The organism is Pseudarthrobacter defluvii, assembly GCF_030816725.1.
Taxonomy (GTDB): domain Bacteria; phylum Actinomycetota; class Actinomycetes; order Actinomycetales; family Micrococcaceae; genus Arthrobacter; species Arthrobacter defluvii_A.
The window spans coordinates 925,129-946,555 of record NZ_JAUSYG010000001.1 but is presented as its reverse complement, the minus strand read 5'-3'; the positions used below and the strand labels follow the sequence as shown (position 1 = coordinate 946,555).

The window sequence follows — 21,427 nt, the reverse complement described above, 5'->3', positions numbered from 1 at the left end:
CAGCTCACCCGTCCGCCGGGTTGCCGGCCAGCACGTTCGTGACGGCCTCAGGCAGCGGAACGCTGGCGGGCTGGAGCAGATCGATCCCCGCCCTGATGACCGGAACCACGGCGATGGCCGGCAGGACAACAGCGGGGACTGCGGATTTGGCGGCAGGCTTAACGGCGGGCGCGGCGGCGGCCGCAGTGGTTCCGGCAACCCCTGCGCCAGGGACTGCCACGGCGCGCCCGGCAGCGGTTGGGACCGAATCGTCCGCACTCGCGAGCCGGGCCAGGGCCTTGCGTGCAGCGCGCCGGTAGAACCGGATGCCTACGAAGCGGATGACCACCGTGAAAGTAACCAGGCTCCACAGCACCAGGCTCAACTGGGCCACGAAACCCAGCAGGCTTTCAAACATGGCTCCGTCCCGGCCGAACGTGGCCTGCACCGGCAGCGCTGCCGGCATTACGAAGCTTCCCAGATGCGTCACTGCCTTCCCCCTTGTCTAAAGCAAGAAGTACGTTTTGGGCTTTGGGGTATCACCGCCCGGGGTGCCCAAACACCAGGCGTTGGATGAAGTACCTGTCATTAGCGCCAAGGGAGGGCAGCGTCATTACCCTGTGGCTGACACGATAGGAGCGCGGAAGCGCTGCGTTGTGGGGTGCGGGGGGGCGGCGCCTAAGGCATTCGGCGTCGCGCTCGGCCCACCCGTTTATAGGTTCAAAGTTACGTATCCCTGCGGAGGACGGACACGAGTAACGGGTACTCAATAACATATTTGGGGGTACTTACCGAAAGAGCTGTGGGGGGACCTCTGCTTTGCCGCGGGCGAGGGCCCGATATTAGGTAGTTGAAGCTGAGCGGCGAGGGGGCCTAGGTAGCCCCCAAACAATAGGACTTCAAGGCAACGGAAAAGGGCAGCACCCCCGTGGGGTGCTGCCCTTTTCCGTTGCCTTGCCTGCAGCCTTTAGGCGTGGGCCTTAATGGCGGCGGCGAGGACTTCCAAACCGTCTGCGAGCAGCTCATCGGTGATGACCAGCGGCGGCAGCAGGCGGATGACGTTGCGCGTAGGTGCCGCACGTGAGGATGATGACCCCCTCCTTCAAGCACGCGGCGGCAACAGCCTTGGTCAGTTCAGGGTTCGGCTCCTTCGAGCCGGCCTGGACGAGTTCGACGGCGAGCATGGCGCCGCGGCCGCGGACGTCGCCGATCACGGAGCTGCCGCCGCCGGCCAGCTCGGCCTGCAGGTCGCGGAGCCGGCCCAGGGCCAGTTCCTCGATGTGGCGGGCACGGGCGTTGAGGTCGTACTCCTCCATCGATCCGATGGAGGCCAGTGCTGCCGCGCAGGCCACCGGGTTGCCGCCGTAGGTGCCGCCCAAGCCACCGGGGTGCACTGCGTCGAGCAGGTCCGCCCGGCCGGTGATGGCAGACAGCGGCATGCCGCCGGCGATGCCCTTGGCGAGGGTCATGATGTCCGGAACGACGCCCTCGTGGTTGACCGCGAACCATTCACCGGTGCGGCAGAAGCCGGACTGGACCTCGTCGGCGATGAAGACGATGCCCTTCTCCTTGGCCCATGCGGCGAGGGCAGGCAGGAAGCCCTCGGCCGGGACGATGAAGCCGCCCTCACCCTGGATGGGTTCGATGATGATCGCCGCAACCTGGTCGCCGCCGATCTGCTTCTCGATCATGGTGATGGCGCGCTTGGCGGCCTCGGCGCCCGTGATGGAAGGGTTTTCCTCCCGGTACGGGTAGCTCATAGGCATCCGGTAGACCTCAGGGGCGAAGGGGCCGAAGTTGGTCTTGTACGGCATGGCCTTGGCGGTCAGCGCCATGGTCAGGTTGGTGCGGCCGTGGTAGGCGTGGTCGAAAGCGACGACGGCGTCCCGGCCGGTTGCCAGGCGGGCCACCTTGATGGCGTTTTCCACTGCCTCGGCGCCGGAGTTGAAGAGGACGGTGCGCTTTTCGTGGTCGCCAGGGGTAAGGCGGTTCAGCTGCTCGGCGACGGCAACGTAGCCCTCGTAGGGGGTGACCATGAAGCAGGTGTGGGTGAAGTGCTCCACGGCCTCCTTGACGGCGCCCACGACGGCGGGGTCGGAGGCACCCACGCTGGTCACGGCGATGCCCGAGCCGAGGTCGATGAAGGAGTTGCCGTCGACGTCCTGGATGATGCCGCCGTCGGCGTCTGCAACGTAGACCGGGACGCTGGAGGCGACGCCGGCAGCCACCACGGACTTGCGGCGTTCAGTCAGCGCCACGGACTTGGGACCGGGGAAGTCAGCCTGGACGCGGCGCTTCTGCTCCAGGCGGTAGGTGATGTCTGATGCGGTGGTGGTCATGGGATTTTCTTTCTTTTACTGGTGGGCCCACGCCGGCCGGGTTCCCTGGCCGAAGCGGAGCGAGGTTAGGGCGCCGGTGGGGATTAGGCATCCAGCGCGGACATGACGTGCTTGATGCGCGTGTAGTCCTCCACGCCGTACATGGAGAGGTCCTTGCCGTAGCCGGACTGCTTGAAGCCGCCGTGGGGCATTTCGGCGGTGAGGAGGATGTGGGTATTGATCCAGACGGCACCGAAGTCCAGGTCGCGGCTGAGCCGCATGGCGGTGCCGTGGTTGGTGGTCCAGACGCTGGAGGCGAGGGCGTAGTCAACGTCGTTGGCCATGGCCACGGCTTCTTCCTCGGTGCTGAACTTCTGCACGGTGATCACGGGACCGAAGGTTTCCTTCTGCACCACGTCGTCGGTCTGGTTGGCGCCGGTGATGATGGTGGGTTCGAAGAAGAAGCCCTTCTCCCCCGCCCGGTGGCCGCCGGTCTCGATCCGGCAGTTTGCCGGCAGGTTCTCCACCACGGAGGTGACGGCGTTGAAGTGGTTGACGTTGTTCAGCGGACCGAAGTAGTTGTCTTCGTCGTTCTGCGAGCCGGTGTGCAGGGTCCGGGTGTGCTCCACCATGGCTGCCACGACGTCGTCGTGCACCGACTCCTCCACCAGCACGCGGGTGATGGCGGTGCAGTCCTGGCCGGCGTTGAAGAATGCGAACTCGGCGATGGCCGCGGCGCTCTTCTTGATGTCGGCGTCCTTGAACACGATGGCCGGGGCCTTGCCGCCGAGTTCCAGGTGGGCGCGCTTGAGGCCCTTGGCGGCACCGGAAGCGACTGCGATGCCGGCGCGGACAGAGCCGGTGATGGACACCAGGCCGGGGACCTTGTGCTCCACCATCATGGCTCCGGTTTCGCCGGTGCCAAGCACCACGTTCAGGACGCCTGCGGGCAGGATCTCCCCGGCGAGCCGGGCCAGCACCAGGGTGGATTCGGGAGTGGTGTCGGACGGCTTGAGGACCACGGTGTTGCCAGCCGCGAGTGCGGGGCCGATCTTCCAGATTGCCATCAGGAACGGGTAGTTCCAGGGCGCCACCTGGGCCACGACGCCGATGGGTTCGCGGCGGACGTAGGAGGTGTGGCCCTCGAAGTACTCGCCGGCGGACTTGCCCTCCAGGATCCGGGCGGCACCGGCGAAGAAGCGCAGCTGGTCGGCGCCGGCGGCCACTTCCTCCGAGGCGATGAGCGACCGGACCTGGCCAGTGTTGCGGTGCTGCGCCTCGACCAGTTCGTCGCTGTTGGCCTCGATGGCGTCGGCGATCTTGAGCAGCATCAGCTGGCGCTGGCCCGGGGTGACGTGCTTCCAGGTCCGAAAGGCGTCCTTGGCGGCTGCCATCGCTGCGTCCACATCGGCCTGCACGGATACGGGAGCCTGGGCCACCACTTCGCCGTTGGCGGGGTTGACCACGTCCAGCAGGGTGGTGCCGGCGGGGGTGACGAACTTCCCGTTGATGAAGTTCTGCAAGGTTTGGACCACGGTGTGCAACCTCTTTCGTAAGGGCCATCGGCGGCCGGGCGGAGAACCGGGACGGATGGATGGAACTGCCTTGAGCCTATGCCAGCGCCCCAGCCGGGTGAATAGCCACCTGCACACCCTTCCCGAAGGGGTTTAGTGCGGTTGCCCAGCTCACGTTTATCCTTGCTTCATGGCCATTTCCCTTGCCGCCCTGGTGGGCGTCACGTCCCTGAAGCTGTCCAAGGCGGGCGTGGCGGAGACCACCTGGAACCAGGACATCAACTGGGTGGCGGTGACCGAACTGGAGGATCCGCAGCGGTTCCTCAATGGCGGGGAACTGGTGCTCACCACGGGACTGCGTCTGAGGTCCGCGCCTGAGCAGCGCCGTTTTGTCCGCCAGGTGCAGCGCGCCGGCGCGGTGGGCATCGGGTTCGGCGTGGGCCTGTCGCATGAGGCAGTGCCGCCGGCCCTGCTGGCGGAGGCCAACCGGTGGGGCCTTCCAGTGGTGGAAGTGCCGTACGAGACCCCGTTCATCGCCATCACCAAGCTGGTGGCGGATACCCAGTCTGCCGACCACTACGCCAAGCTGGAACGGCTCATAGCGGGGCACCAGGTGCTGGCCCGGGCGCTGCTGACCGGCGGCGGGCTCGCGGAGCTGTTGAAGAACCTGGGCGGCATGCTGCGCACGGACGTTGCGCTCACCCAGTTCACCGCGCAGCTCTACAACAGCAGCAGCAGCACGCACCCGTCGGCGGATACCTGGTCCAGCTTTCCAGTGCCCACGGGCCGGCGCGATGCCTGCACCCTGTGGGTGCGCCAGCCCTTCGAGGACACCGGCATCATCGGCTACGCGCAGAACCTGATCAGCGTGGAGCTGAACAACATGGTCAAGCAGCGGCAGGCCCAGCGCGCCCTGTGCGGCCAGGTGCTGGAGGACGTGATCCACGGGGCGCTGGAGACCAGCGAGGCGCAGCGCAGGCTGGCCGGCGTGGGCGTGAACAGCACCCGCAAGAACGTGGTGGTGCTGGCCGTATCGGCCGCCCACGGGAAGGCTTTGGGGAGCACCTCAGTGCCGCAGGAACTGGAGAAGGCGGTGGCCGCCGTCGTGGGCAAGGACCTGGTGCTGGTGGTCAATGACGACGGCGGGACGGCACCTGCGCTGGCCCGGAAGCTCAGCGACCACCTCGCCGAAGCCGGGATCCATGCCACGATCGGCATCGGCGGGGCGTATACCAAGCCCAACGGGCTCCGCTGGAGCTACTTCGAGGCCCGGGAGGCCGCGAGCCACGGCCTGCCGGTCAACGAACCTGAGCGGCTGAGCCTGACGTCGCTGCTGCTGGCCAGCGAGGATGTGCCGCTCGCGGATATGGCGCACGAGTCGCTGAACCCTTTGCGGTCCTTCGACGCCGCGCACGGGTCGGAGCTGATGGCCACGTTGGAGAGTTACCTGAACAACAACGGTTCGGTGGCTGCGGTGGCGGAGGAACTCACGCTGCACCGCAACACGGTCCGTTACCGGCTGGCCCAGATCACCGAGCTCACCGGCTACGACCCCGCGATCACCGCGGACAGGGTGCAGCTGTGGCTCGCCCTGGCGGTGGCCCGGTTGTCGGCACGGCAGGGCAAGTAGGCGTGCACCAGCCTCAGATCACGCCGTGGCCCAGCAGGTCTCGTGACTTCTTCCAGGCCTTCCTGTACCGGGCGCGGGCCGCCAGCATCTGTTCTTCCTGCCGGTTCAGCAGGTCCGCGTAGACCGCCGCGGTTGCCGGATCGCTGTAGTCAGCGGCGATGGTTTCCAGCAGGTCACGGGCCACCACGGCATCCTGGAACAGGCCAAGGATCTTCTGCTGCCGGTGGGCGGCCTTTGCCACCTTGCCCGCACGTTTGCCGTGCACCAGCGCCGCAGATTCAGCCACGTGGCGCAGCCGCTTGGCGTCCTTGCGCACGCGGTGGAGGGCAAGCTCTTCCTCCCTGCCGCGGCGGGCCCGCTTGACCGCCTTGTGCGAACGGCGCAGCCGTTTGGCGGCCTTGTCCACCGCCTTCGCGGCTGCCCGCCGCCCGGGAGCCACAGCTTCGGCCCGCACCGGCGGGTTGTCCCGGAAATCCTCGAGCTTGTCCAGGAGCCGGAAGTAGCGGGCCGATCCCAGGGCTTCCTGCAGGAGCCGGTAGCCGGCGTCGTAATCCCCGCCGGTACGCTGCTCAACGCCTGCCGTGGCACCGGCAATGCCGTCTCCCGGCGGCAGTCCGCCCAGCTGTTCGCGGAGCCGTTCCCGCAGGACCTCGGCGTCGCGCGGCCGGCCGAGCAGCTGGCCCAGCCATTTCAGCTCGCTTCGGAGCTTGCGCACCGGTGAGGCACGGTAGAGCCGGGAGTAGGCGGCCAGGATGGAGCGGATCCGCCGGGTGGCCGAACGCATGGCGTGCACCGCGTCTGGTTCCTCGCCCCGGACAGCGGCGTCGCCGGCAAGGATCCGGTCAATCTGGGCGCCCACGTAGACGGTGACGACGGCGGCGGCCGGCGCCCGCTTTCCGGCCAGGAGGGCGGGGGTGCTTTCGGAGCCGGCAGCATCGGCGGGGCCCCCGCCGGCGGCGGCCCGCTTCCCCGCCTTCGTGTCGGCGCCCAGGGCACGGGCCAGCTTGGAGGCGTGGCCTGCCGGCCGTGCGCCGACTGCGGAGAGCAGTTCCTCCACGGGAGCGAAGAGTCCCGGATCCCCGTGGACCAGTTCCAGCTCCCATTCGCGCCATTCCTGGCGGGGCGCGTCCGCCCCGTCCTCCAGCCGCACGGCCGTCACGTGGTCGTCGGCAAGGTCGGCGAGGTGCACGCCGTCGTCCCCATAGAGAGGGTAGGTGGTGCGGCGGGTTTCCAGGCGGACCACCGGTGCCGGGACAGTACCCCGTAGATAGGCATGAAGGTGGGTGAGCAGGCTGTCAGGGACGACGTCGGGCCGGCCAAGGGGTGCGTGCAGCTCCGTCCGCTGCTGGGGGCCTTCCCCCGGTCCAGCTGCCTGCGGCGGCAGCTTCAGGTGCCACCCGGCGTCCTTGCCTCCGGTGCGGCGGCGCAGCGTGATGCGGCGGCCGGCCAGGCCATGCCGGGGAGTGTCGAAGTACACCGCCTCCAGGAGGTCCGTGTGTGCCTTGCCCACACGTGCCACCCCGGGAGCCTGCTCCAGGGCCGGCACCTGGGCGCTGGCATTGACGTCGTACTTCTTCTCGATCTCGAGTCCCCGGGAAGCCTCCACAGCCGTCCTTCCGCACCGCCTGGTCCGCGCCAGGCCTTCCGACAGTCCGTTGGCAGTCTATTGCAGCCGCCGACGGCGGCGAGAGGTTGGCCACAAACGTGGAAACATCAAACGTCTAACCTTTACCGTTGAACGTATGCCCGCCGCTCCCTTCGCCTCCGCACCCGTCAGCGCCCACGCGCCCGCCACCTCGCCAGCTCCCCCGGAAACTGCAACGGCTCCTGCCAGGCCGCGCTCCGCCGTCGTGTTCGGCGTCATTGCGCTGGTGCTGATCGGGCTGAACCTCCGCGCCGGCATCACCGGGGCATCCGCGCTGCTGCATGACCTGCAGGCGGTGCTGGGCTACGGCGCGCTCGTGGCGGCCATCATCCCGTCCATCCCCACCCTCTGTTTCGCCGTCGCCGGAGCCGCAACGTCCTGGCTGAGCGGCAGGCTGGGGGTGGAGAAGGCAATCCTGCTGTCGCTGGCGCTGCTGGCAGGCGGGCTGATGCTGCGCGGCATCCCTGCAACCGGCATGCTGGTGGCAGGCAGCGTGGTGGGCATGTCGGGGCTGGCCATCTGCAACGTGGCCATGCCGTCCTTCATCCGCGAGCACTTCGCCGCCCGCACCTCCCTCATGACCGCCGTCTACACGGTGACCATGACCACCGGCGGCACCCTCACTTCGGTCCTGGTGGTTCCGCTGGCACAAGCCCTGGGCTCCCCGTCCGCCGCGGTGGGCGCCGTGGGCATCGCCGCCGTCGCCGCCTTCCTGGGTTTCGTACCCGTGGCCATGCACGCCCACCGCCACACCATCCGGACCGCCGCCGGCCACGTTTCCCCCTGGCCGCTGCTCCGGACCCGCAAAGGCCAGCTCCTCACCGCAATCTTCACCCTGCAAGCCCTGCTGGCGTACGCCCTGCTGAGCTGGTTCCCGTACATGCTGACCACCCTGGGCATGGGCGCGTCCGACAGCGGCCTGATGTTCGGGCTGATGCAGCTGGTGTCCGTCCCGGCAGGCATGGTGCTGATAGCCCTCGGTGCACGTCCGGGCATGCTGCGTCCGGCCTTCTACCTGGTGAGCATCACCATGGCCGCCGGGATCGCAGCCCTGCTGGTCCTCCCCGTGGGGCTGGCGGCCGTTCCCGCTGTGCTGCTGGGCTTTGGCTTGGGCATCTTCCCGCTGGTGATGGTGATGATCAGCCGCAGCGGAACCAGCACCGCCGAAACCACTGCCCTGTCCACCCTTGCCCAGTCCTCGGGTTACCTGCTGGCCACCGCAGGCCCATTCGGCATGGGCCTGCTGCACAGCGCCACCGGAGGCTGGTCCCTGCCGCTGGTGCTGCTGCTGGCCCTGGCCCTGGCCCAAATCGTGGTGTCCCACCTGCTCACGGGCAGGGCAATGTCCGGAAAGGCCACCGCGTCCGGGCCCGCTGCGGGTCCCGTTGCCGGGGATCCCGCCGCTCCGGAAGGAAAATAGCAACATGTCGCTGAGCCCTTCTGTCCGTCCGCCGCTCGCCGCCGAAGTCACGGCAAAGCTGAGGGAAATGGTCCACTCCGGCGAGTGGCCGTTGAACCAGCGCATCCCGCCCGAACCAGAGCTGATATCCGAACTCGGCGTGTCCCGCGGAACCCTCCGCGAAGCAATCAAGGCCCTCGCCCACAGCGGCATGCTCGAAGTGCGGCGCGGGGACGGCACCTACGTGCGCGCCACCAGCGAGATGTCCGGCGCGGCGCGCCGGATGTACCAGGACCACACCGAGCAGCACATCCTGGAGGTCCGGCTGGGCCTGGACACCCAGGCTGCCCGGCTGGCCGCACGGAATGCAACGGACGACGACGTCACGGCCCTGCGGGCTCTCCTCGCCAGCCGGGACCAGGCCTGGAAGAACGGGGACTTCGAGGCCTGGGCGGACGCCGACTGGCACTTCCACGAAGGCATCGCCAGTGCGTCCGGCAACCCCCTGCTGCACGAGCTCTACGCCAGCTTTGGCGCCGCCCTCCACCATGACCTGCTCAAGCAGCAGCGGCGGCCGGGCTTCAACGGGCTGCCCAGTGACGGCCACGAAACATTGCTCGACGCCATTGAACGTCGCGACCAGGAAGCTGCCGTGGCCACCGTCAACCGGAACCTGAACTCGTGCACGGAGCGGCTGGCGGAGTAATCCCCCGCGGTTTCAAGGTTTCTTCCATGGCACAACAATCAGTAGGCTTACTATCCGATTGGGTACCAATGCCTGCCGGTTACCGCGCAGGCGCCGCCAATGATTGAGGAGTTTCCATGGCGAAACCAACACGCTCCACCGAAGAACAGCGCGCCGGCCGGTCACAGCCGGAGCCGCGGCAGGACGGGTCCAGCGCAACCGGACCTGGACAGTCCGGGCCGCCGCAGTCCGCGGTCCCGGCCCCGGCCCCGGCAGGAGGTCCGGCCCCGAAAGCCGCGACCCCCGCCGCCAACGAAGCCAAGCCCAAGGCCGCGCTGTGGTCCGACGGTTTGGGCAGGGTTGGCACCCGGGCAGCGCAGATCCTGCTGATCCTGGCGGTGGTCACCGTATCCGTCTTTGCCCTGATGCAGATCAAGCTCCTGGTGATTCCGGTCCTGATCGCACTGATCCTGGCCGCCGCGATCGGCCCGTTCGTGAACATGCTCCGGCGCCGCGGCGTACCCGGCGGCCTGGCCACCGGCATCGCCTTCGTGGCACTGCTGGTGATCCTGGCCGGCGTGTCCACCGTCATCTACTTCTCGGTCCGGAACCAGTGGGGGGAACTGGCCGCGCAGGCGTCCTCCGGCCTCGACGAACTGGAAAAGTTCCTGCTGACCGGCCCCATCCCCATTGAGCAGGAGCAGCTCAACCAGGCCCGGGAGGCCGTGGTGCAGTTTGCCACCAGCAGCCAGGTCCGCTCCGGCGCCGTTACCGGATTGTCCGTGGTGACCGAATTCATCGCCGGGGCCAGCCTCATGGTGGTCATCCTTTTCTTCTTCCTCAAGGACGGCGCCAAGATCTGGAACTTCTTCCTCCGCCCGTTCTCCGGCCAGCGGGAGGCCAAGCTCCGCCGCGCCGGCCGACGCACCCTGGAAGTCCTGGGCGGCTACGTCCGGGGAACAGCAATTGTGGCCCTGGTGGATACGGTGGCCATCGGCGCCGCACTGCTGATCATGCAGGTCCCGCTGGCCATTCCGCTCGCCATCGTTGTTTTCATCACCGCGTTCATCCCGCTTGTGGGCGCTACGCTCGCCGGCGTCCTCGCAGCCTTGGTGGCACTGGTGGCAAACGGGCCGGTGGTGGCACTGATCGTGGTGGCCGTCGTCGTCGCCGTCAACCAGCTCGAGGGTGACCTCCTGCAGCCAATCGTCATGGGCAAGTCCCTGCAGCTGCACGCCCTGGTGATCCTGATGGCCCTGACCGCCGGCACCATCCTGGCCGGGATCGTGGGCGCCGTGTTGTCCGTGCCCCTGGCCGCCGTGGCCTGGGCCATCATCCAGGTGTGGACTGCCGAAGCCCCGAATCTGAAGGACATGAACCCGGACCTCCCGCCCGCCAATACCCAACCCGTCTAGGTGTATTGTCCACGGACGTTAGTAACGTGCGGCGTGGATAGGTGACAAAAAGAAGACCTCCGAGTGGAGTGGGGCTTGTCTAAGAGTCCGATCCACAAGGAGGTCTTCAATGTCCCATGCTAACGCGCTCCTCACGCCCAAGGGCAGGCTTCGGCTGGCCCAGTGCGTCGTCGAGGACGAGTGGTCCCTTCGCCGGGCAGCAGAACGGTTCCAAGTTTCGGTGACAACCGCCGCCCGTTGGGCCGCACGCTACCGGGCCCACGGTGAAGCCGGGATGAACGACCGTTCCAGCCGGCCCGTCAGGTCCCCGCAGCGGACCTCCGTGCGGCGGGAACGACGGATCATCGCGGTCAGGGTCAACCGCCGGTGGGGCCCTGCAAAGATTGGTTTTCTGCTGGGCATCCACCCCTCCACGGTGCACCGGGTCCTGTCCAGGTTCGGGCTGGCGCGGTTGTCCTGGCTGGACCGTGCGACGGGCCGGGTGATCCGCCGCTACGAGCACCACAGCCCCGGGGAGCTGGTCCACGTCGACATCAAGAAGCTCGGGCGGATCCCGGACGGCGGCGGACATCGTGTCACAGGGCGAGCCGGGGGCAATAGAAACAAGACCGGCACCGCCGCGAACCGGCGACCGGGCTACGCGTTTTTGCACAACGCCGTTGATGACCACTCCCGGCTCGCCTACACCGAGATCCTGGCCGATGAGAAAAAGGACACCGCCGCCAGGTTCTGGGAACGCGCCAACGCCTTCTTCGAGTCTCACGGGATTACCGTGAAACGGGTACTGACGGACAACGGCTCCTGCTACCGCTCCTACGCCTTCAAAGACGCCCTGGGGCCGGCGATCAAACACAAGCGCACCCGCCCGTACAGGCCCCAGACCAACGGCAAAGTCGAGCGCTACAACCGAACCATGCTCGATGAATGGGCCTACGCCCGTCCTTACCGCTCAGAAGCCGAGCGTGTTGCCGCCTTCGCCGATTGGCTCCATCACTACAATCATCATCGAGGCCACACCTCACTCAAAGGTCAGCCACCAGCCAGCCGCGTCACCAACCTCACAGGTCAATACATCTAGGCAGGCCCCCGGACACATTGGTCCGGACGCAGCGGCGGCCCGGCACTGAGGTGCCGGACCGCCGTCGTACGCTCTGTGTGTTACGCCCTACTCGCCGCGGCGCAGTCCCGCGAAGACGTTCTTGGGGCGCTGCATCTCGCCGTGCTTGGCGCCAAGGATGACCACCAGGGCCGCGAAGGCGGGGATGGCCCACTGCAGAAGCTTCAGCTGCTGCTGGGCGGCCTTGAGCTCGTCCGAAGCACCGGCATGCGGCTCGGTGGCGCCTTCGGCACCCTCACCGGCAAGCTTGTCCACCTTCTTGCCCACGATCCCCGAATACAGCGTCACCGCGGCGCCCACAACCGTAACGGCCGTCTTGATGACGGTGTCGCGGGCCACGCCCTCCTGCTTGGCGATGCGGCCCTTGTTTTCCCAGGCGATGGCGAGGTCCGCCACCAGGTGGGAGGCGAAGGCCGCGGTCTGGAACGGGGCCCACTTCATCCATCCCGCGCTGGAAAGCCGGGTGCGCTCCGCAGGGTCCTTGGCCTGGGCCGCTGCCCCGTTGAGCCCGATGGCGCCCATCAGGGATCCACCAAACCATGCTGCTGCCGTCAGGTCGTGAACTGAACGGGCAATGAGATTTCCTGCCATGATGTGCATTCCTAACGTTGTGGACTGATTCCGGGTTGCCGCTTCGCGGCGGACTTCACTTGCCGTGTCCCATCGGGGTCTGGTGCGCCCATGGTAAGCACACTTACTAATATTACGAAAGCCCGCTCCGGGCTGGGACGACCGCGTAATATCGTCGCCATGGGAAACACTGGGACATTGTTCGGCTGGGCCTTCGGGAACCCCGCCCGTGAAAGTGACAGCGGCTACGTCGACGGACTGGAGCGCGAGGCGCTGCGGAATGCCAGGGAGACAGCAAAGGCCAAGGGCGTGGACGTGGTGGCGGGGTCCGAAGTGTTCACCGTCCTCAGCGCCGACGAGTCGCTGGTGGAGCTGGACAACGCCCCCGGCAAGCTGGTGGTCCGCTGCACCGTGCACGTTGAGGGCCCCGGCGCGGAAAAGCTGCGGGCCGAAGGGCCCATGAACGGCTGACGGATGTCCGACGGCGAATCTACCCTCCGGCAGGCAGCGGACGCTGTCGAGGAGGCGTCCAACCACAAGGTCCTGGATGTGCTGGCCCGCGCCGGGTTTGCCGTCATGGCCCTGCTCCACGTCATCCTCGGCGCCATCGCCATCGCCATCGCTTTCGGACATCCGGGCGAGGCCGAACCCACGGGAGCCATCGCCCGACTGGCAGACAACGCGTGGGGCCCAATTGTGATGTGGGCGTGCGTGGCGGCCTGCCTGGGCCTTGCTGCATGGCAGGCCAGCGAGGCGACGCTCCGCATGCGCCGCGAACCGCGCAAGGAACGGCTGGCCAAGCTGGTCTCCTCGGGTTTCCTGGCCATCGCGTACGGCAGCGTCGGCCTGACCTTCGCAGGCTTCGCGGTGGGGCAGCGCAGCGACTCGGGCGACAACACCCGAGACTTCAGCGCCAGCCTGATGGACCACCCTGCGGGGCCCTGGATCCTGGTGGCCCTGGGCCTGACCATCCTGGGCATCGGCATCTACTTCATCGTCAAGGGACTCCGGCGCGGCTTCAAGGAAGAGCTGTTCCATTTCGACGGCACCCGGCGGGGCCGGATCATCGACAGCCTGGGCGTCATAGGCCACGTGGCCAAAGGCATCGCGCTGGACCTTACGGGACTGCTGTTCATCATTGCCGCGGCCAAGCACCGGCCAGAGGAATCCACGGGACTCGACGGCAGCCTCAAGGCCCTGCAGGACCATCCCTTCGGGCCCCCACTGCTGGTGGCGATCGGCGCCGGCTTCATCGCCTACGGGATCTTCGCGCTGATCCGGGCCCGGTTCGGCCGCATGTAGTCCTGCGAATTGTGGGTAGGAAGGAAGTATGACCCAGCAGCTGCGCGTTGTTTCCGCCGTCACAGGGAGTGCCGGCCAGGCCTTTGCTGCCCTCTTCCGGCTCCTGAAACTCGCACGGCCGGACCGGCCCATCCACCCCAAGGGGTTGGGTTTGGCCGGAGAGCTCACCAGGACCGGCAACCCGGCCGGCCCCAGCGGGATCGACTGGCTGGACTCACCCGGCCAGGATCAGGTGGCTGCCCGCTTTTCGCGGTCCGTGGGCCTGCCGCAGGCGCTGCCGGACATCCTGGGCCTGGCCCTCCGGGTTTCCCCTACCGGATCGGCTGGTGCCGGACCTGCCGACGTCCTGTTTGCCTCCACCGGGTGGGGCCTGCCGGGCCGGTTCCTGTTGATGCCGCGGCTGGATGTCGCCGGCGCCACCCTGACCACGCTCATGCCGTACCGCGGCCGGCGGGGCCCCGTGCTGCTGGGCCTGCGGACGCGGAGCCTCCCACCGGGTTCGCTGGCTTCCGGGGAGTGGGTGCTGGCGCTGCACTGGGCCAAACCCGGAGGGCCGTGGCGCGAGTGCGGTGAACTGCGGCTGCACGCCGGGGCCGATCCTGCTGACGTCCCCTTGCGTTTCGATCCGCTTGAGAACCAGCCGCCCGGGGCTGATGCCTATGGGTGGGCGCGGCGCCTGCGGAAGCCCTCCTACCGGGCGGCACGGCAGCCCGCACCTCCCGCCGTCGTGCATGAAAAGCACCCAAAACGCCCCGAAGCCCGCGCCGAAACATTTCAGGAAAGCCCCACCGGAAGGAATTCCATGTCTACCGTCTCGCTGCTGTTCAACTCGTCCACCGCCGCCGTCTGGCGTGTCATCTCCGACGGCTGGCTGTACTCCGGCTGGGTGGTGGGCGCGTCCCGGATCAGGGATGTGGACGCAGAATGGCCGCGGCTCGGCGCACAACTGCACCACTCGGTAGGGACCTGGCCGCTGGTCATCAACGACAGCACCAAGGTGACCGCCGTGGAGCCCGGCCGCTCCCTGGAACTTGTGGCGCGCGGCTGGCCCATGGGCGAGGCCAAAGTGGAGATCACACTGGAGGACCGCGGGAACCAGTGCCGGGTGACGATTGCCGAGGACGCCATCCACGGGCCGGGCAAGCTCATGCCGAAGGTCCTGCGGGACCCGCTGATTTCAGCCCGCAACCGGGAGACCCTGCGGCGCCTGGAGCTCATGGCCATTGGCGGGGCGGGGAAATAGCGCAGCCCGGTTAAGACTCCTTAAAAGAGCAAGAACCGCAGGGCCGGTGGCCCCGCGGTTCCTTGCTTTGCTCAGAGGTCCTAGACCTGGGCGGCGACGCCGTCGCGGGAAATGTCCACCATGTCCCCGCGCGGCACCACCTTGATGCGCTCACGCTTGACCTCCACGCCGTGCGAGCCGCCGGCTTCGGTGGCCGCCGCGCCGAGGGCCAGCTCGTGGGCGTCCAGTGCCAGCCAGCCTTCCCAGCTGGTGAACTTCACGCCGCGGGCGTCGAGGAGTTCGGTGACAGCGTCCTCCTGCGGGACTGAAGCCACCGGCAGGTTTTCGCGGTCTTCCAGCAGGTAGGTGACGGTCTCCAGGGCGTCGCCCTTGGTGTGCCCGATCAGGCCGACCGGTCCGCGCTTGATCCAGCCCGTGGCGTAGAGGCCCGGCACGTGGGTGCCGGACGTGTCCAGGACGCGGCCGCCGTCGTTCGTGACTACGCCCTTCTTGTGGTCGAACTCCACGTCCGGCAAGGCGGAACCGAAGTAGCCGATGGCGCGGTAGACGGCCTGGACCGGGTAGTCCACGTGCTCGCCGGTGCCGCGGGCGTTGCCGGTGCCGTCCAGCTCGGTGCGCTCGAACTTGATGCCGGCCACCTTGCCGGGCGTCTCGGCGTCGTCGTAGATCTCCACCGGGCTGTGCAGGAAGTGCAGGTGCAGGCGGCGCGAAGCCTTAAGCTCGGAGAGGTCCTCCGGCTGCTCGGCGATCCAGTTGGTGAGCGTGCCCACCATAGTCTTGGTCTGGTTGTTCGTCTGGATCTGGCGGTCCGATTCCTCGTCGAACTCGAAGTCCTCCGGGTACAGGATGATGTCCACGTCCTTGGAGTGCGACAGCTCGCGCAGCTCCAGCGGGGTGAACTTCACCTGGGCGGGGCCGCGGCGGCCGAAGACGTGCACGTCGGTGACGGGCGATGCCTTCAGCCCGGCGTAGACGTTGTCGGGGATTTCGGTCACCAGCAGGTCATCTGCGTGCTTGGACAGGACGCGGGCCACATCCAGGGCCACGTTGCCGTTGCCGATGACCGCGATTTCCTTGGCGTCCAGCGGCCATTCACGCGGCACGTCCGGGTGGCCGTCGTACCAGGACACGAAGTCGGCGCCGCCGAAGGAGCCCTCCAGCTCGACGCCGGGGATGTTCAGGTCCGCGTCCTTGATGGCGCCGGTGGCGAAGACGACGGCGTCGTAGTGCTTGCGGAGGTCCTCGATGGTGAGGTCCGTGCCGTAGTCCACGTTGCCGAAGAAGCGGATGTCGCCGCGGTCCAGCACCTTGTGCAGGGCGTTCACGATGCCCTTGATGCGGGGGTGGTCCGGGGCCACGCCGTAGCGGATCAGGCCGTAGGGTGCCGGGTAGCGGTCGAAGAGGTCGATGCTGACGGTCAGCTCGCCGCTCTTGACGGCTTCGCTCTTGGTGAGGATGTCGGCGGCGTAAACGCCGGCCGGGCCGGAGCCCACGACGGCGACGCGCAGCGGACGCTCAGCAGATCCTACGGTGGTGCTGGATGACACGGCTGTGTTCCTTTTCTTCTGCATCGACTGCTGAGTACTTGCCGTTTTGAACGCTCATAACGGCAGTTACGGAGCAATCGATGGGTTTCAGGGGGTAAGGGCGGTCTTGCGGGGGCTGTTCGGAGTAGTGGTGCTGTAGTCAGCGGTTTTGAAGTGCGACGGCGCGAAGGGGCTTACGCGCACCACGTCACCGATGACAATCACGGCAGGATTTGCGACGCCGGCCGCCTGGGCCTGGTCGGCGATGGTACCGAGCGTGCCGATGGTGACGCGCTGGTCCGGCAAATAGCCGTTTTCCACGATACCAACAGGTGTGCCCTGCGGCAGCCCGGCTTCGCCCAGCGCGGACGCAGATTCCCGGAGCTGGCCCACGCCCATGAGCAGGATGATGGTGTGGTCTGCGCGGGCAGGAACCTCGGAGAGTTCTTCGTGGCCGGTGACCACGCTGAAGCCCTTGGCCAGGCCGCGGTGGGTGACGGGGATGCCGGCCGCAGCGGGTACCGAGATGGCGGAGGTCACGCCGGAAACAACTTCCACGTCGATGCCGTGCTGCCGGCAGTATTCGGCTTCCTCGCCGCCGCGGCCCAGCACGTACGGGTCGCCGCCCTTGAGCCGGACCACCCGGTGGCCTTTGAGGGCTTCCGCCACCAGGATGCGGTTGATCTCCGCCTGCGGCACGGGGTGGTGGCCGGGGGTCTTGCCGACTTCGATGACGCGGACGTCGAGGGCGAGTTCGCTCAGGAGTTCGCGGGGGCCCAAGCGGTCAGCGACCACGACGTCGGCCTGGCCCAGGAGCCGGCGGCCGCGGACGGTGATGAGGCCGGTATCGCCCGGGCCGCCGCCAACGAGGGCCACGCTTCCCTGGTGCGCACGGCGGCGGCGCAGCGGAAGATCACCGGTTTCGAGGGCGGTGGCGACGGCGTCCCGAACGGCCATGGCCCGGCGCGGGTCTCCCCCGGCGTTGACGGCAATCTTGACGTCGTCCACCTCCGCCACGGCGGGCGTCCAGGCGGCAGAAGCTTCATGGTTGGAGGCATTGACGCACCAAACCCGCTGCGCCTCGGCGTCGGCCGATACCTGGGCGTCCACCGCCGGATCCCCCGTTGCCGTCTGAACGAACCAGACGCCGTCGACGTCCTGGGAAAGGTAAGGGCGCGCTGCCCAGGTGAGCAGGCCGGCGTCGGCCATCTCCTGCAGCGCGGGCGAGGCAACCGGGGCCACGACGGTAACCACTGCACCCGCGTCGAGCAGCCCCTTGGCCCGGCGGGCAGCAACGGGGCCGCCGCCCACCACCAGCGCGGGGCGGCCGAGCAGCCGCAGCGCGGTGGGGTAAATGTCCTGAATTGCCATGAATCAACGGTAGGGCGGCGTCACATTGGCCCACAAAGGGTCAGCAACACCAGTTCACGTAAGGTAACGCTGCGTCACAAAGGATTTTCGTGCCTGGCAAGGAAGCTGCCGCGGGTGCTGATGAGCCGTTCCAGGTAGCGGGTCAGGAACAAACGTTCGACGGCGCGGCCCAGGACTCCCAGCGGGGCGGTGAACTCCACGCGGTCCGTCATGGTGCTCCCGGCGGCGGTTGGCTCGAATTCGTGGACATGCCGGAAAGCCTTGAAGGGGCCCTTCACCTGTTCATCGGTGAAGCTGCGGGGGAAATCGAAGTGGGTGATCCGGCTGGTCATGGTGAGCGGGACTCCGAAGTGTTTTGCCCGCCACGTGACCTCCTGGCCTTCTCCGATCACCCCACGGGTGACGCCGCCGATTGCCCGCTCCCCTGATTTCTGCTGGGAGTCCACATGCAGATCGATGCTGCGCGCCAGGTCAAAGAGCCGTTCCACCGGAAGCTGGGACTCTGTGCGGCACACGAAGCTGGCGGTCATGTGGCCAGTCTGCCAGCAGTTTTTTCGGGCTGACGCATTTGCGGGACTTTCAGGGCCTCCTGACCGGGCTCACCCTGCAAGATCAGGGGCCGGGGGCCCTGGCGGGGCTAAAAGTGACGCAAACGCGTCAGGAAACGGCAGAGCCCGACGGCGGGAGGTCGCCGTCGGGCTCTTGCTGCGGGTTCCGAAGGGGTTGGGTCAGCGGGTGCTGCCGGCCAGGAGGCCGCGGCGGCGCAGGAGGCGCTTCTCGATGGGCCCAAAGACCAGCAGCTCGATGAGGATGCCGACGCCGAGGATCAGCAGGATGGCCGCCATGACGATGGTCATGTCGGACAGGTCCCGGCCCTGGTCCAGCAGCGAGCCCAGGCCAAAGCCGATGGTGCCGCCCACAGCGATAATTTCGGCGGCCATGAGGGAGCGCCAGGAGAAGGCCCAGCCCTGTTTGAGCCCGCTGAGGTAGCCGGGCAGCGCGGCAGGAAGGATCACCTGCAAGGCCATCTGCAGCCGGGATGCGCCCAGGACGGTGCCCACCCTCCGGTACTGCGGCGGGATCTGGTCCACACCCGAGATCAGGCCGTTGATGATGGACGGGATGGCGCCCATGAACACCACGAAGTAGACGGTGGCGTCGGTCAGGCCGAACCAGATGATCGCCGCAGGCACCCACGCCACCGAGGGCAGGACCTGCAAGCCGGAAATCAACGGCCCAAACGCGCGGCGCAGCGGGGCCACCTGGGCCAGCAGCAAACCGACGGGAGTGGCAATGGCCACCGAAATCAGGAAGCCCACCACACCGCGCTGGAGCGAGGTCCAGATCGATTCCTGGAACTTGCCGTCGCCCCACAGGACGCCCATCTGCGCCACCACATCCAGCGGGCCGGGAACCAGGTCGCGCCGCTTCACACCGAGCGACACATAGAACTGCCAGATGAGCACCAGGACCACCAGCGCGGCCACGGGCAGCAGGATGCGGCTCCAGTCGATCCGGTGTTTGCGGTCGGCGTCGGACTGCAGTGAGTCCAGGCCGGACTCAAGCTCCCGCAGGTCTTCATGGCCACTCGAAGTCCGCGTCAAAGCGGCATGCACGTGTGTTGCAGGAGTGGCATCTAAGGCACCGTCCGAGGGACCCGCCGCGAGCTTGCGAGTGGTGGGAAGGCCGGTGCCGCTGTCGGAGCCGGACGCTTCGTCCGAAGGACGAAAGCCGTCCCGCGAAGGGGCGGGGGCGGCATCCGGCGCGGAGGGCGAAGTAGGCGCGGAGCTGGACAGGGACTTACTTGGCATGGCGGCGAATCTCCTCCCGCAGCCGGGCGGTGATGACCCCGGTCAGCTGGCCGGCAAGCCCGGCGTCGGTTCGGTGTTCCTCGCTGACGGCCCATTCCTGGACCACACGGCCGGGGCGGGAGGACAGCAGCAGGACGCGCTGGCCGAGACGGACGGCCTCGCGGACGTTGTGGGTGACGAAGACGATGGTGCGCCCGGTTTCCTTCCAGATGCGCTCCAGCTCGTCGTGCAGCAGGTCGCGGGTGATGGCGTCCAGTGCGGCGAACGGCTCATCCATGAGCAGCAGCTGCCGGTCCTGGGCCAGCGAGCGGGCAAGAGACACGCGCTGCCGCATGCCGCCGGACAGTTCGTGCGGCCGCTTGTCCCCGGCGGACCCCAGGTGCACCAGTTCGAGGAGTTCCTGTGCCTTGCTGCGGCGTTCGGCCTTGCCAACACCGCGCAGCTTCAGGGCCAGTTCGATGTTCTCCCGGGCTGTCAGCCACGGAAAGAGGGCGGCGTCCTGGAACATGAAGGCTGCGCCGTCGCTGGGTACTTCCAGGGCGCCCGACGTCGGCGCTTCCAGTCCCGCGATGATGTTCAGGAGGGTGGATTTGCCGCAGCCGGAGGCACCGAGGAGGGCAACGAACTCGCCCTGCCTGATGTTGGCGTTGACGTCGTCCAGGACCGGGGCGCCGTCGCCGAAGCGCTTGCCCAGGTGTTCCAGTACTACTGGCATGGTGGCGTCCTTAGTGGTGGTGGGTCAGTCCTGGCCGAGGCCGGCCGCCGAAATCTTGTCGCTGCCGGTGACCTGGTTGAGCGCGCTGAGGTCGAAGAGTCCGTTGATGTCGGCTTTCTTGGTGGTGCCGGAGTCCACCCCGTCCTGCAGCAGTTTGGGGTAGCTGCCGGCCAGCGGGTCGAGGGTGAAGGTGATGTTGGCGAGGGAACGGTTCAGCACATCAGCCGGCAGCGCGGCCCCAGCGGCTTCCTGCAGCGCGGCGTTGATCAGCGCGGACTTTTCCTGGGCCGGCGCCGAGTTGAGCCACGCCACCGACTCCGCATTCCCCTTCAGCAGGGCCTTCACGGTGTCCGGGTGGTCGGCGGCGAACTTCTGGTTCACGATCAGGATGGTGGTGGGGAACTCTCCGGGCTTGCCGGTGCCTGCCCCGTCCCACAGGTCCTTTTCGTCCACGAGGACCTTGGCTCCGGCCTGGAGCACCAAACGCGAGGCCCACGGCTCAGGCAGCCACGCGCCGTCGAGCTTTCCGTCCTGGAAGAGCTTCAGCGTCTGGGCGTTGTCCGTGGGGTTGATGGCGACGTCGCCGCTGCCGTCCACGTTGGTCTTGTATCCCTGCTTGGTGAGCCAGGCGCGCAGGGCCACGTCCTGGGTCCCGCCCAGCTGCGGCGTTGCCAGGGTCTTGCCCCGAAGGTCAGCCGCGGAGGTGATACCCGGCTTGACCACCAGCTGCGCCCCGCCCGCCGCGGCTCCGGCGATCACGCGCACGGACTGGCCCTGGCTCTTGGCGAACGAGTTGATGGCCGGGTTGGGGCCGATGTAGGCCGCGTCGATGGCCCCTGCGTTGAGGGCCTCGATCGCTGCCGGTCCCGCATTGAAGGTCTCGGTGCTGAGCTTGGTGCCGCCCAGGGCCTCAGCCAGGAACCCTTTTTTGACCCCGACCAGGGCCGGGACGTGCGTGACATTGCCGAAGTACCCCAGTTTCAGCTCCGCGGCCGGGCTGGGCTCGGCGGCCTGCGCCTCGGTGTTGCGGGAGATGTTGGAGGCAACAATGGCCCCGACAGCGATCAGCAGAACCAGACCGATGGCCAGGGCAGCCTCGACGGCGCGCCTGCGCGTGGGGACCGCGCTCTCGCCTGCCACGATGCGGGTCATCCCGGGCTTGGAACTAGTCATTGTTTCACCATAGG

18 protein-coding genes and 1 pseudogene are annotated in these 21,427 nt (G+C 67.6%); 8 read left to right on the top strand and 11 right to left on the bottom strand.

Features of this window, described 5'->3' with window-relative positions; translation table 11 throughout:
* Positions 1-4 precede the first annotated feature (4 nt).
* The 3 genes and pseudogenes from QF031_RS04410 to QF031_RS04400 all read right to left on the bottom strand — a co-directional run bounded on the left by QF031_RS04410 (position 5) and on the right by QF031_RS04400 (position 3,832).
* On the bottom strand, positions 5-469 hold the full coding sequence (locus QF031_RS04410) for a hypothetical protein (RefSeq protein WP_307424612.1): 465 nt from the start codon (positions 467-469) through the stop codon (positions 5-7).
* Positions 470-946: 477 nt separating this feature from the next.
* A pseudogene (gabT, locus tag QF031_RS04405) lies at positions 947-2,318 on the bottom strand (4-aminobutyrate--2-oxoglutarate transaminase).
* An 83-nt stretch (positions 2,319-2,401) separates the two neighbouring features.
* Entirely contained in the window at positions 2,402-3,832 is a 1,431-nt protein-coding gene (locus tag QF031_RS04400) for an aminobutyraldehyde dehydrogenase (RefSeq protein ID WP_307424610.1), read from the bottom strand.
* A gap of 169 nt (positions 3,833-4,001) precedes the next feature.
* Here QF031_RS04400 and QF031_RS04395 point away from each other — a divergent pair, with 169 nt between their 5' ends.
* A complete protein-coding gene (locus tag QF031_RS04395) occupies positions 4,002-5,441 on the top strand; it encodes a PucR family transcriptional regulator (protein WP_307424608.1) in 1,440 nt (479 codons plus the stop codon).
* Positions 5,442-5,454: 13 nt separating this feature from the next.
* Here QF031_RS04395 and QF031_RS04390 read toward each other — a convergent pair whose 3' ends face one another.
* The gene (locus QF031_RS04390; protein ID WP_307424606.1) at positions 5,455-7,047 is read right to left on the bottom strand and encodes a CYTH and CHAD domain-containing protein; all 1,593 of its coding nucleotides are present in this window, start codon (positions 7,045-7,047) and stop codon (positions 5,455-5,457) included.
* A gap of 136 nt (positions 7,048-7,183) precedes the next feature.
* Between QF031_RS04390 and QF031_RS04385 the strand changes: the two genes are divergently transcribed.
* From QF031_RS04385 to QF031_RS04370, 4 genes are all read left to right on the top strand, one after another.
* Positions 7,184-8,506 (top strand): MFS transporter, encoded by a 1,323-nt coding sequence (locus QF031_RS04385; protein ID WP_307424603.1) that lies wholly within the window; start codon positions 7,184-7,186, stop codon positions 8,504-8,506.
* A 4-nt stretch (positions 8,507-8,510) separates the two neighbouring features.
* Positions 8,511-9,191 (top strand): FadR/GntR family transcriptional regulator, encoded by a 681-nt coding sequence (locus tag QF031_RS04380; RefSeq protein ID WP_307424600.1) that lies wholly within the window; start codon positions 8,511-8,513, stop codon positions 9,189-9,191.
* Positions 9,192-9,307: 116 nt separating this feature from the next.
* Positions 9,308-10,585, top strand: a complete 1,278-nt coding sequence (locus QF031_RS04375) for an AI-2E family transporter (RefSeq protein WP_307424599.1) — start codon at positions 9,308-9,310, stop codon at positions 10,583-10,585.
* A 109-nt stretch (positions 10,586-10,694) separates the two neighbouring features.
* Positions 10,695-11,663 carry an IS481 family transposase gene (locus QF031_RS04370; RefSeq protein ID WP_307424598.1) on the top strand — a complete coding sequence of 323 codons (969 nt, stop codon included), beginning with the start codon at positions 10,695-10,697 and terminating at the stop codon, positions 11,661-11,663.
* A gap of 87 nt (positions 11,664-11,750) precedes the next feature.
* Here the strand turns inward: QF031_RS04370 and QF031_RS04365 are convergent, their stop codons facing one another.
* Positions 11,751-12,293, bottom strand: coding sequence for a hypothetical protein (locus tag QF031_RS04365; RefSeq protein ID WP_307424596.1), 543 nt, complete (start codon positions 12,291-12,293; stop codon positions 11,751-11,753).
* Positions 12,294-12,452: 159 nt separating this feature from the next.
* Between QF031_RS04365 and QF031_RS04360 the strand changes: the two genes are divergently transcribed.
* From QF031_RS04360 to QF031_RS04350, 3 genes are read left to right on the top strand one after another with little or no spacing between them, the layout of a single operon-like run.
* Positions 12,453-12,743: a hypothetical protein gene (locus QF031_RS04360; RefSeq protein WP_307424594.1), complete on the top strand. Its 291-nt coding sequence runs from the start codon at positions 12,453-12,455 to the stop codon at positions 12,741-12,743.
* Between the two features lie 3 nt (positions 12,744-12,746).
* A complete protein-coding gene (locus tag QF031_RS04355; protein WP_307424593.1) occupies positions 12,747-13,574 on the top strand; it encodes a DUF1206 domain-containing protein in 828 nt (275 codons plus the stop codon).
* A 28-nt stretch (positions 13,575-13,602) separates the two neighbouring features.
* Complete coding sequence (locus QF031_RS04350) at positions 13,603-14,817, top strand: SRPBCC family protein (protein WP_307424591.1); 1,215 nt, start codon at positions 13,603-13,605, stop codon at positions 14,815-14,817.
* Between the two features lie 80 nt (positions 14,818-14,897).
* On the opposite strand, the gene QF031_RS04345 is transcribed toward QF031_RS04350, so the two are convergent.
* From QF031_RS04345 to QF031_RS04320, 6 genes are all read right to left on the bottom strand, one after another.
* The gene (locus tag QF031_RS04345; RefSeq protein WP_307424589.1) at positions 14,898-16,364 is read right to left on the bottom strand and encodes an FAD-dependent oxidoreductase; all 1,467 of its coding nucleotides are present in this window, start codon (positions 16,362-16,364) and stop codon (positions 14,898-14,900) included.
* Between the two features lie 87 nt (positions 16,365-16,451).
* On the bottom strand, positions 16,452-17,714 hold the full coding sequence (cobA, locus tag QF031_RS04340) for a uroporphyrinogen-III C-methyltransferase (RefSeq protein WP_307424587.1): 1,263 nt from the start codon (positions 17,712-17,714) through the stop codon (positions 16,452-16,454).
* A 74-nt stretch (positions 17,715-17,788) separates the two neighbouring features.
* A complete protein-coding gene (locus QF031_RS04335) occupies positions 17,789-18,244 on the bottom strand; it encodes an SRPBCC family protein (protein WP_307424585.1) in 456 nt (151 codons plus the stop codon).
* Between the two features lie 198 nt (positions 18,245-18,442).
* Positions 18,443-19,525: an ABC transporter permease gene (locus tag QF031_RS04330; RefSeq protein ID WP_307424583.1), complete on the bottom strand. Its 1,083-nt coding sequence runs from the start codon at positions 19,523-19,525 to the stop codon at positions 18,443-18,445.
* Entirely contained in the window at positions 19,515-20,240 is a 726-nt protein-coding gene (locus QF031_RS04325) for an ABC transporter ATP-binding protein (protein WP_307424580.1), read from the bottom strand. Before QF031_RS04325 ends, QF031_RS04330 begins: the two co-directional genes overlap by 11 nt.
* A gap of 24 nt (positions 20,241-20,264) precedes the next feature.
* Positions 20,265-21,392, bottom strand: a complete 1,128-nt coding sequence (locus QF031_RS04320; protein WP_307433123.1) for an ABC transporter substrate-binding protein — start codon at positions 21,390-21,392, stop codon at positions 20,265-20,267.
* Positions 21,393-21,427 lie beyond the last annotated feature (35 nt).

What these genes read in the sequence shown, in the direction of transcription:
- QF031_RS04325 (WP_307424580.1), bottom strand. Translation starts at nt 20,240, where the DNA reads ATGCCAGTAGTACTGGAACACCTGGGCAAGCGCTTCGGCGACGGCGCC.
- QF031_RS04350 (WP_307424591.1), top strand. Translation starts at nt 13,603, where the DNA reads ATGACCCAGCAGCTGCGCGTTGTTTCCGCCGTCACAGGGAGTGCCGGC.
- QF031_RS04330 (WP_307424583.1), bottom strand. Translation starts at nt 19,525, where the DNA reads ATGCCAAGTAAGTCCCTGTCCAGCTCCGCGCCTACTTCGCCCTCCGCG.
- QF031_RS04355 (WP_307424593.1), top strand. Translation starts at nt 12,747, where the DNA reads ATGTCCGACGGCGAATCTACCCTCCGGCAGGCAGCGGACGCTGTCGAG.
- QF031_RS04380 (WP_307424600.1), top strand. Translation starts at nt 8,511, where the DNA reads ATGTCGCTGAGCCCTTCTGTCCGTCCGCCGCTCGCCGCCGAAGTCACG.
- QF031_RS04365 (WP_307424596.1), bottom strand. Translation starts at nt 12,293, where the DNA reads ATGGCAGGAAATCTCATTGCCCGTTCAGTTCACGACCTGACGGCAGCA.
- QF031_RS04385 (WP_307424603.1), top strand. Translation starts at nt 7,184, where the DNA reads ATGCCCGCCGCTCCCTTCGCCTCCGCACCCGTCAGCGCCCACGCGCCC.
- cobA (WP_307424587.1), bottom strand. Translation starts at nt 17,714, where the DNA reads ATGGCAATTCAGGACATTTACCCCACCGCGCTGCGGCTGCTCGGCCGC.
- QF031_RS04375 (WP_307424599.1), top strand. Translation starts at nt 9,308, where the DNA reads ATGGCGAAACCAACACGCTCCACCGAAGAACAGCGCGCCGGCCGGTCA.
- QF031_RS04320 (WP_307433123.1), bottom strand. Translation starts at nt 21,392, where the DNA reads ATGACCCGCATCGTGGCAGGCGAGAGCGCGGTCCCCACGCGCAGGCGC.
- QF031_RS04395 (WP_307424608.1), top strand. Translation starts at nt 4,002, where the DNA reads ATGGCCATTTCCCTTGCCGCCCTGGTGGGCGTCACGTCCCTGAAGCTG.
- QF031_RS04360 (WP_307424594.1), top strand. Translation starts at nt 12,453, where the DNA reads ATGGGAAACACTGGGACATTGTTCGGCTGGGCCTTCGGGAACCCCGCC.
- QF031_RS04335 (WP_307424585.1), bottom strand. Translation starts at nt 18,244, where the DNA reads ATGACCGCCAGCTTCGTGTGCCGCACAGAGTCCCAGCTTCCGGTGGAA.
- QF031_RS04370 (WP_307424598.1), top strand. Translation starts at nt 10,695, where the DNA reads ATGTCCCATGCTAACGCGCTCCTCACGCCCAAGGGCAGGCTTCGGCTG.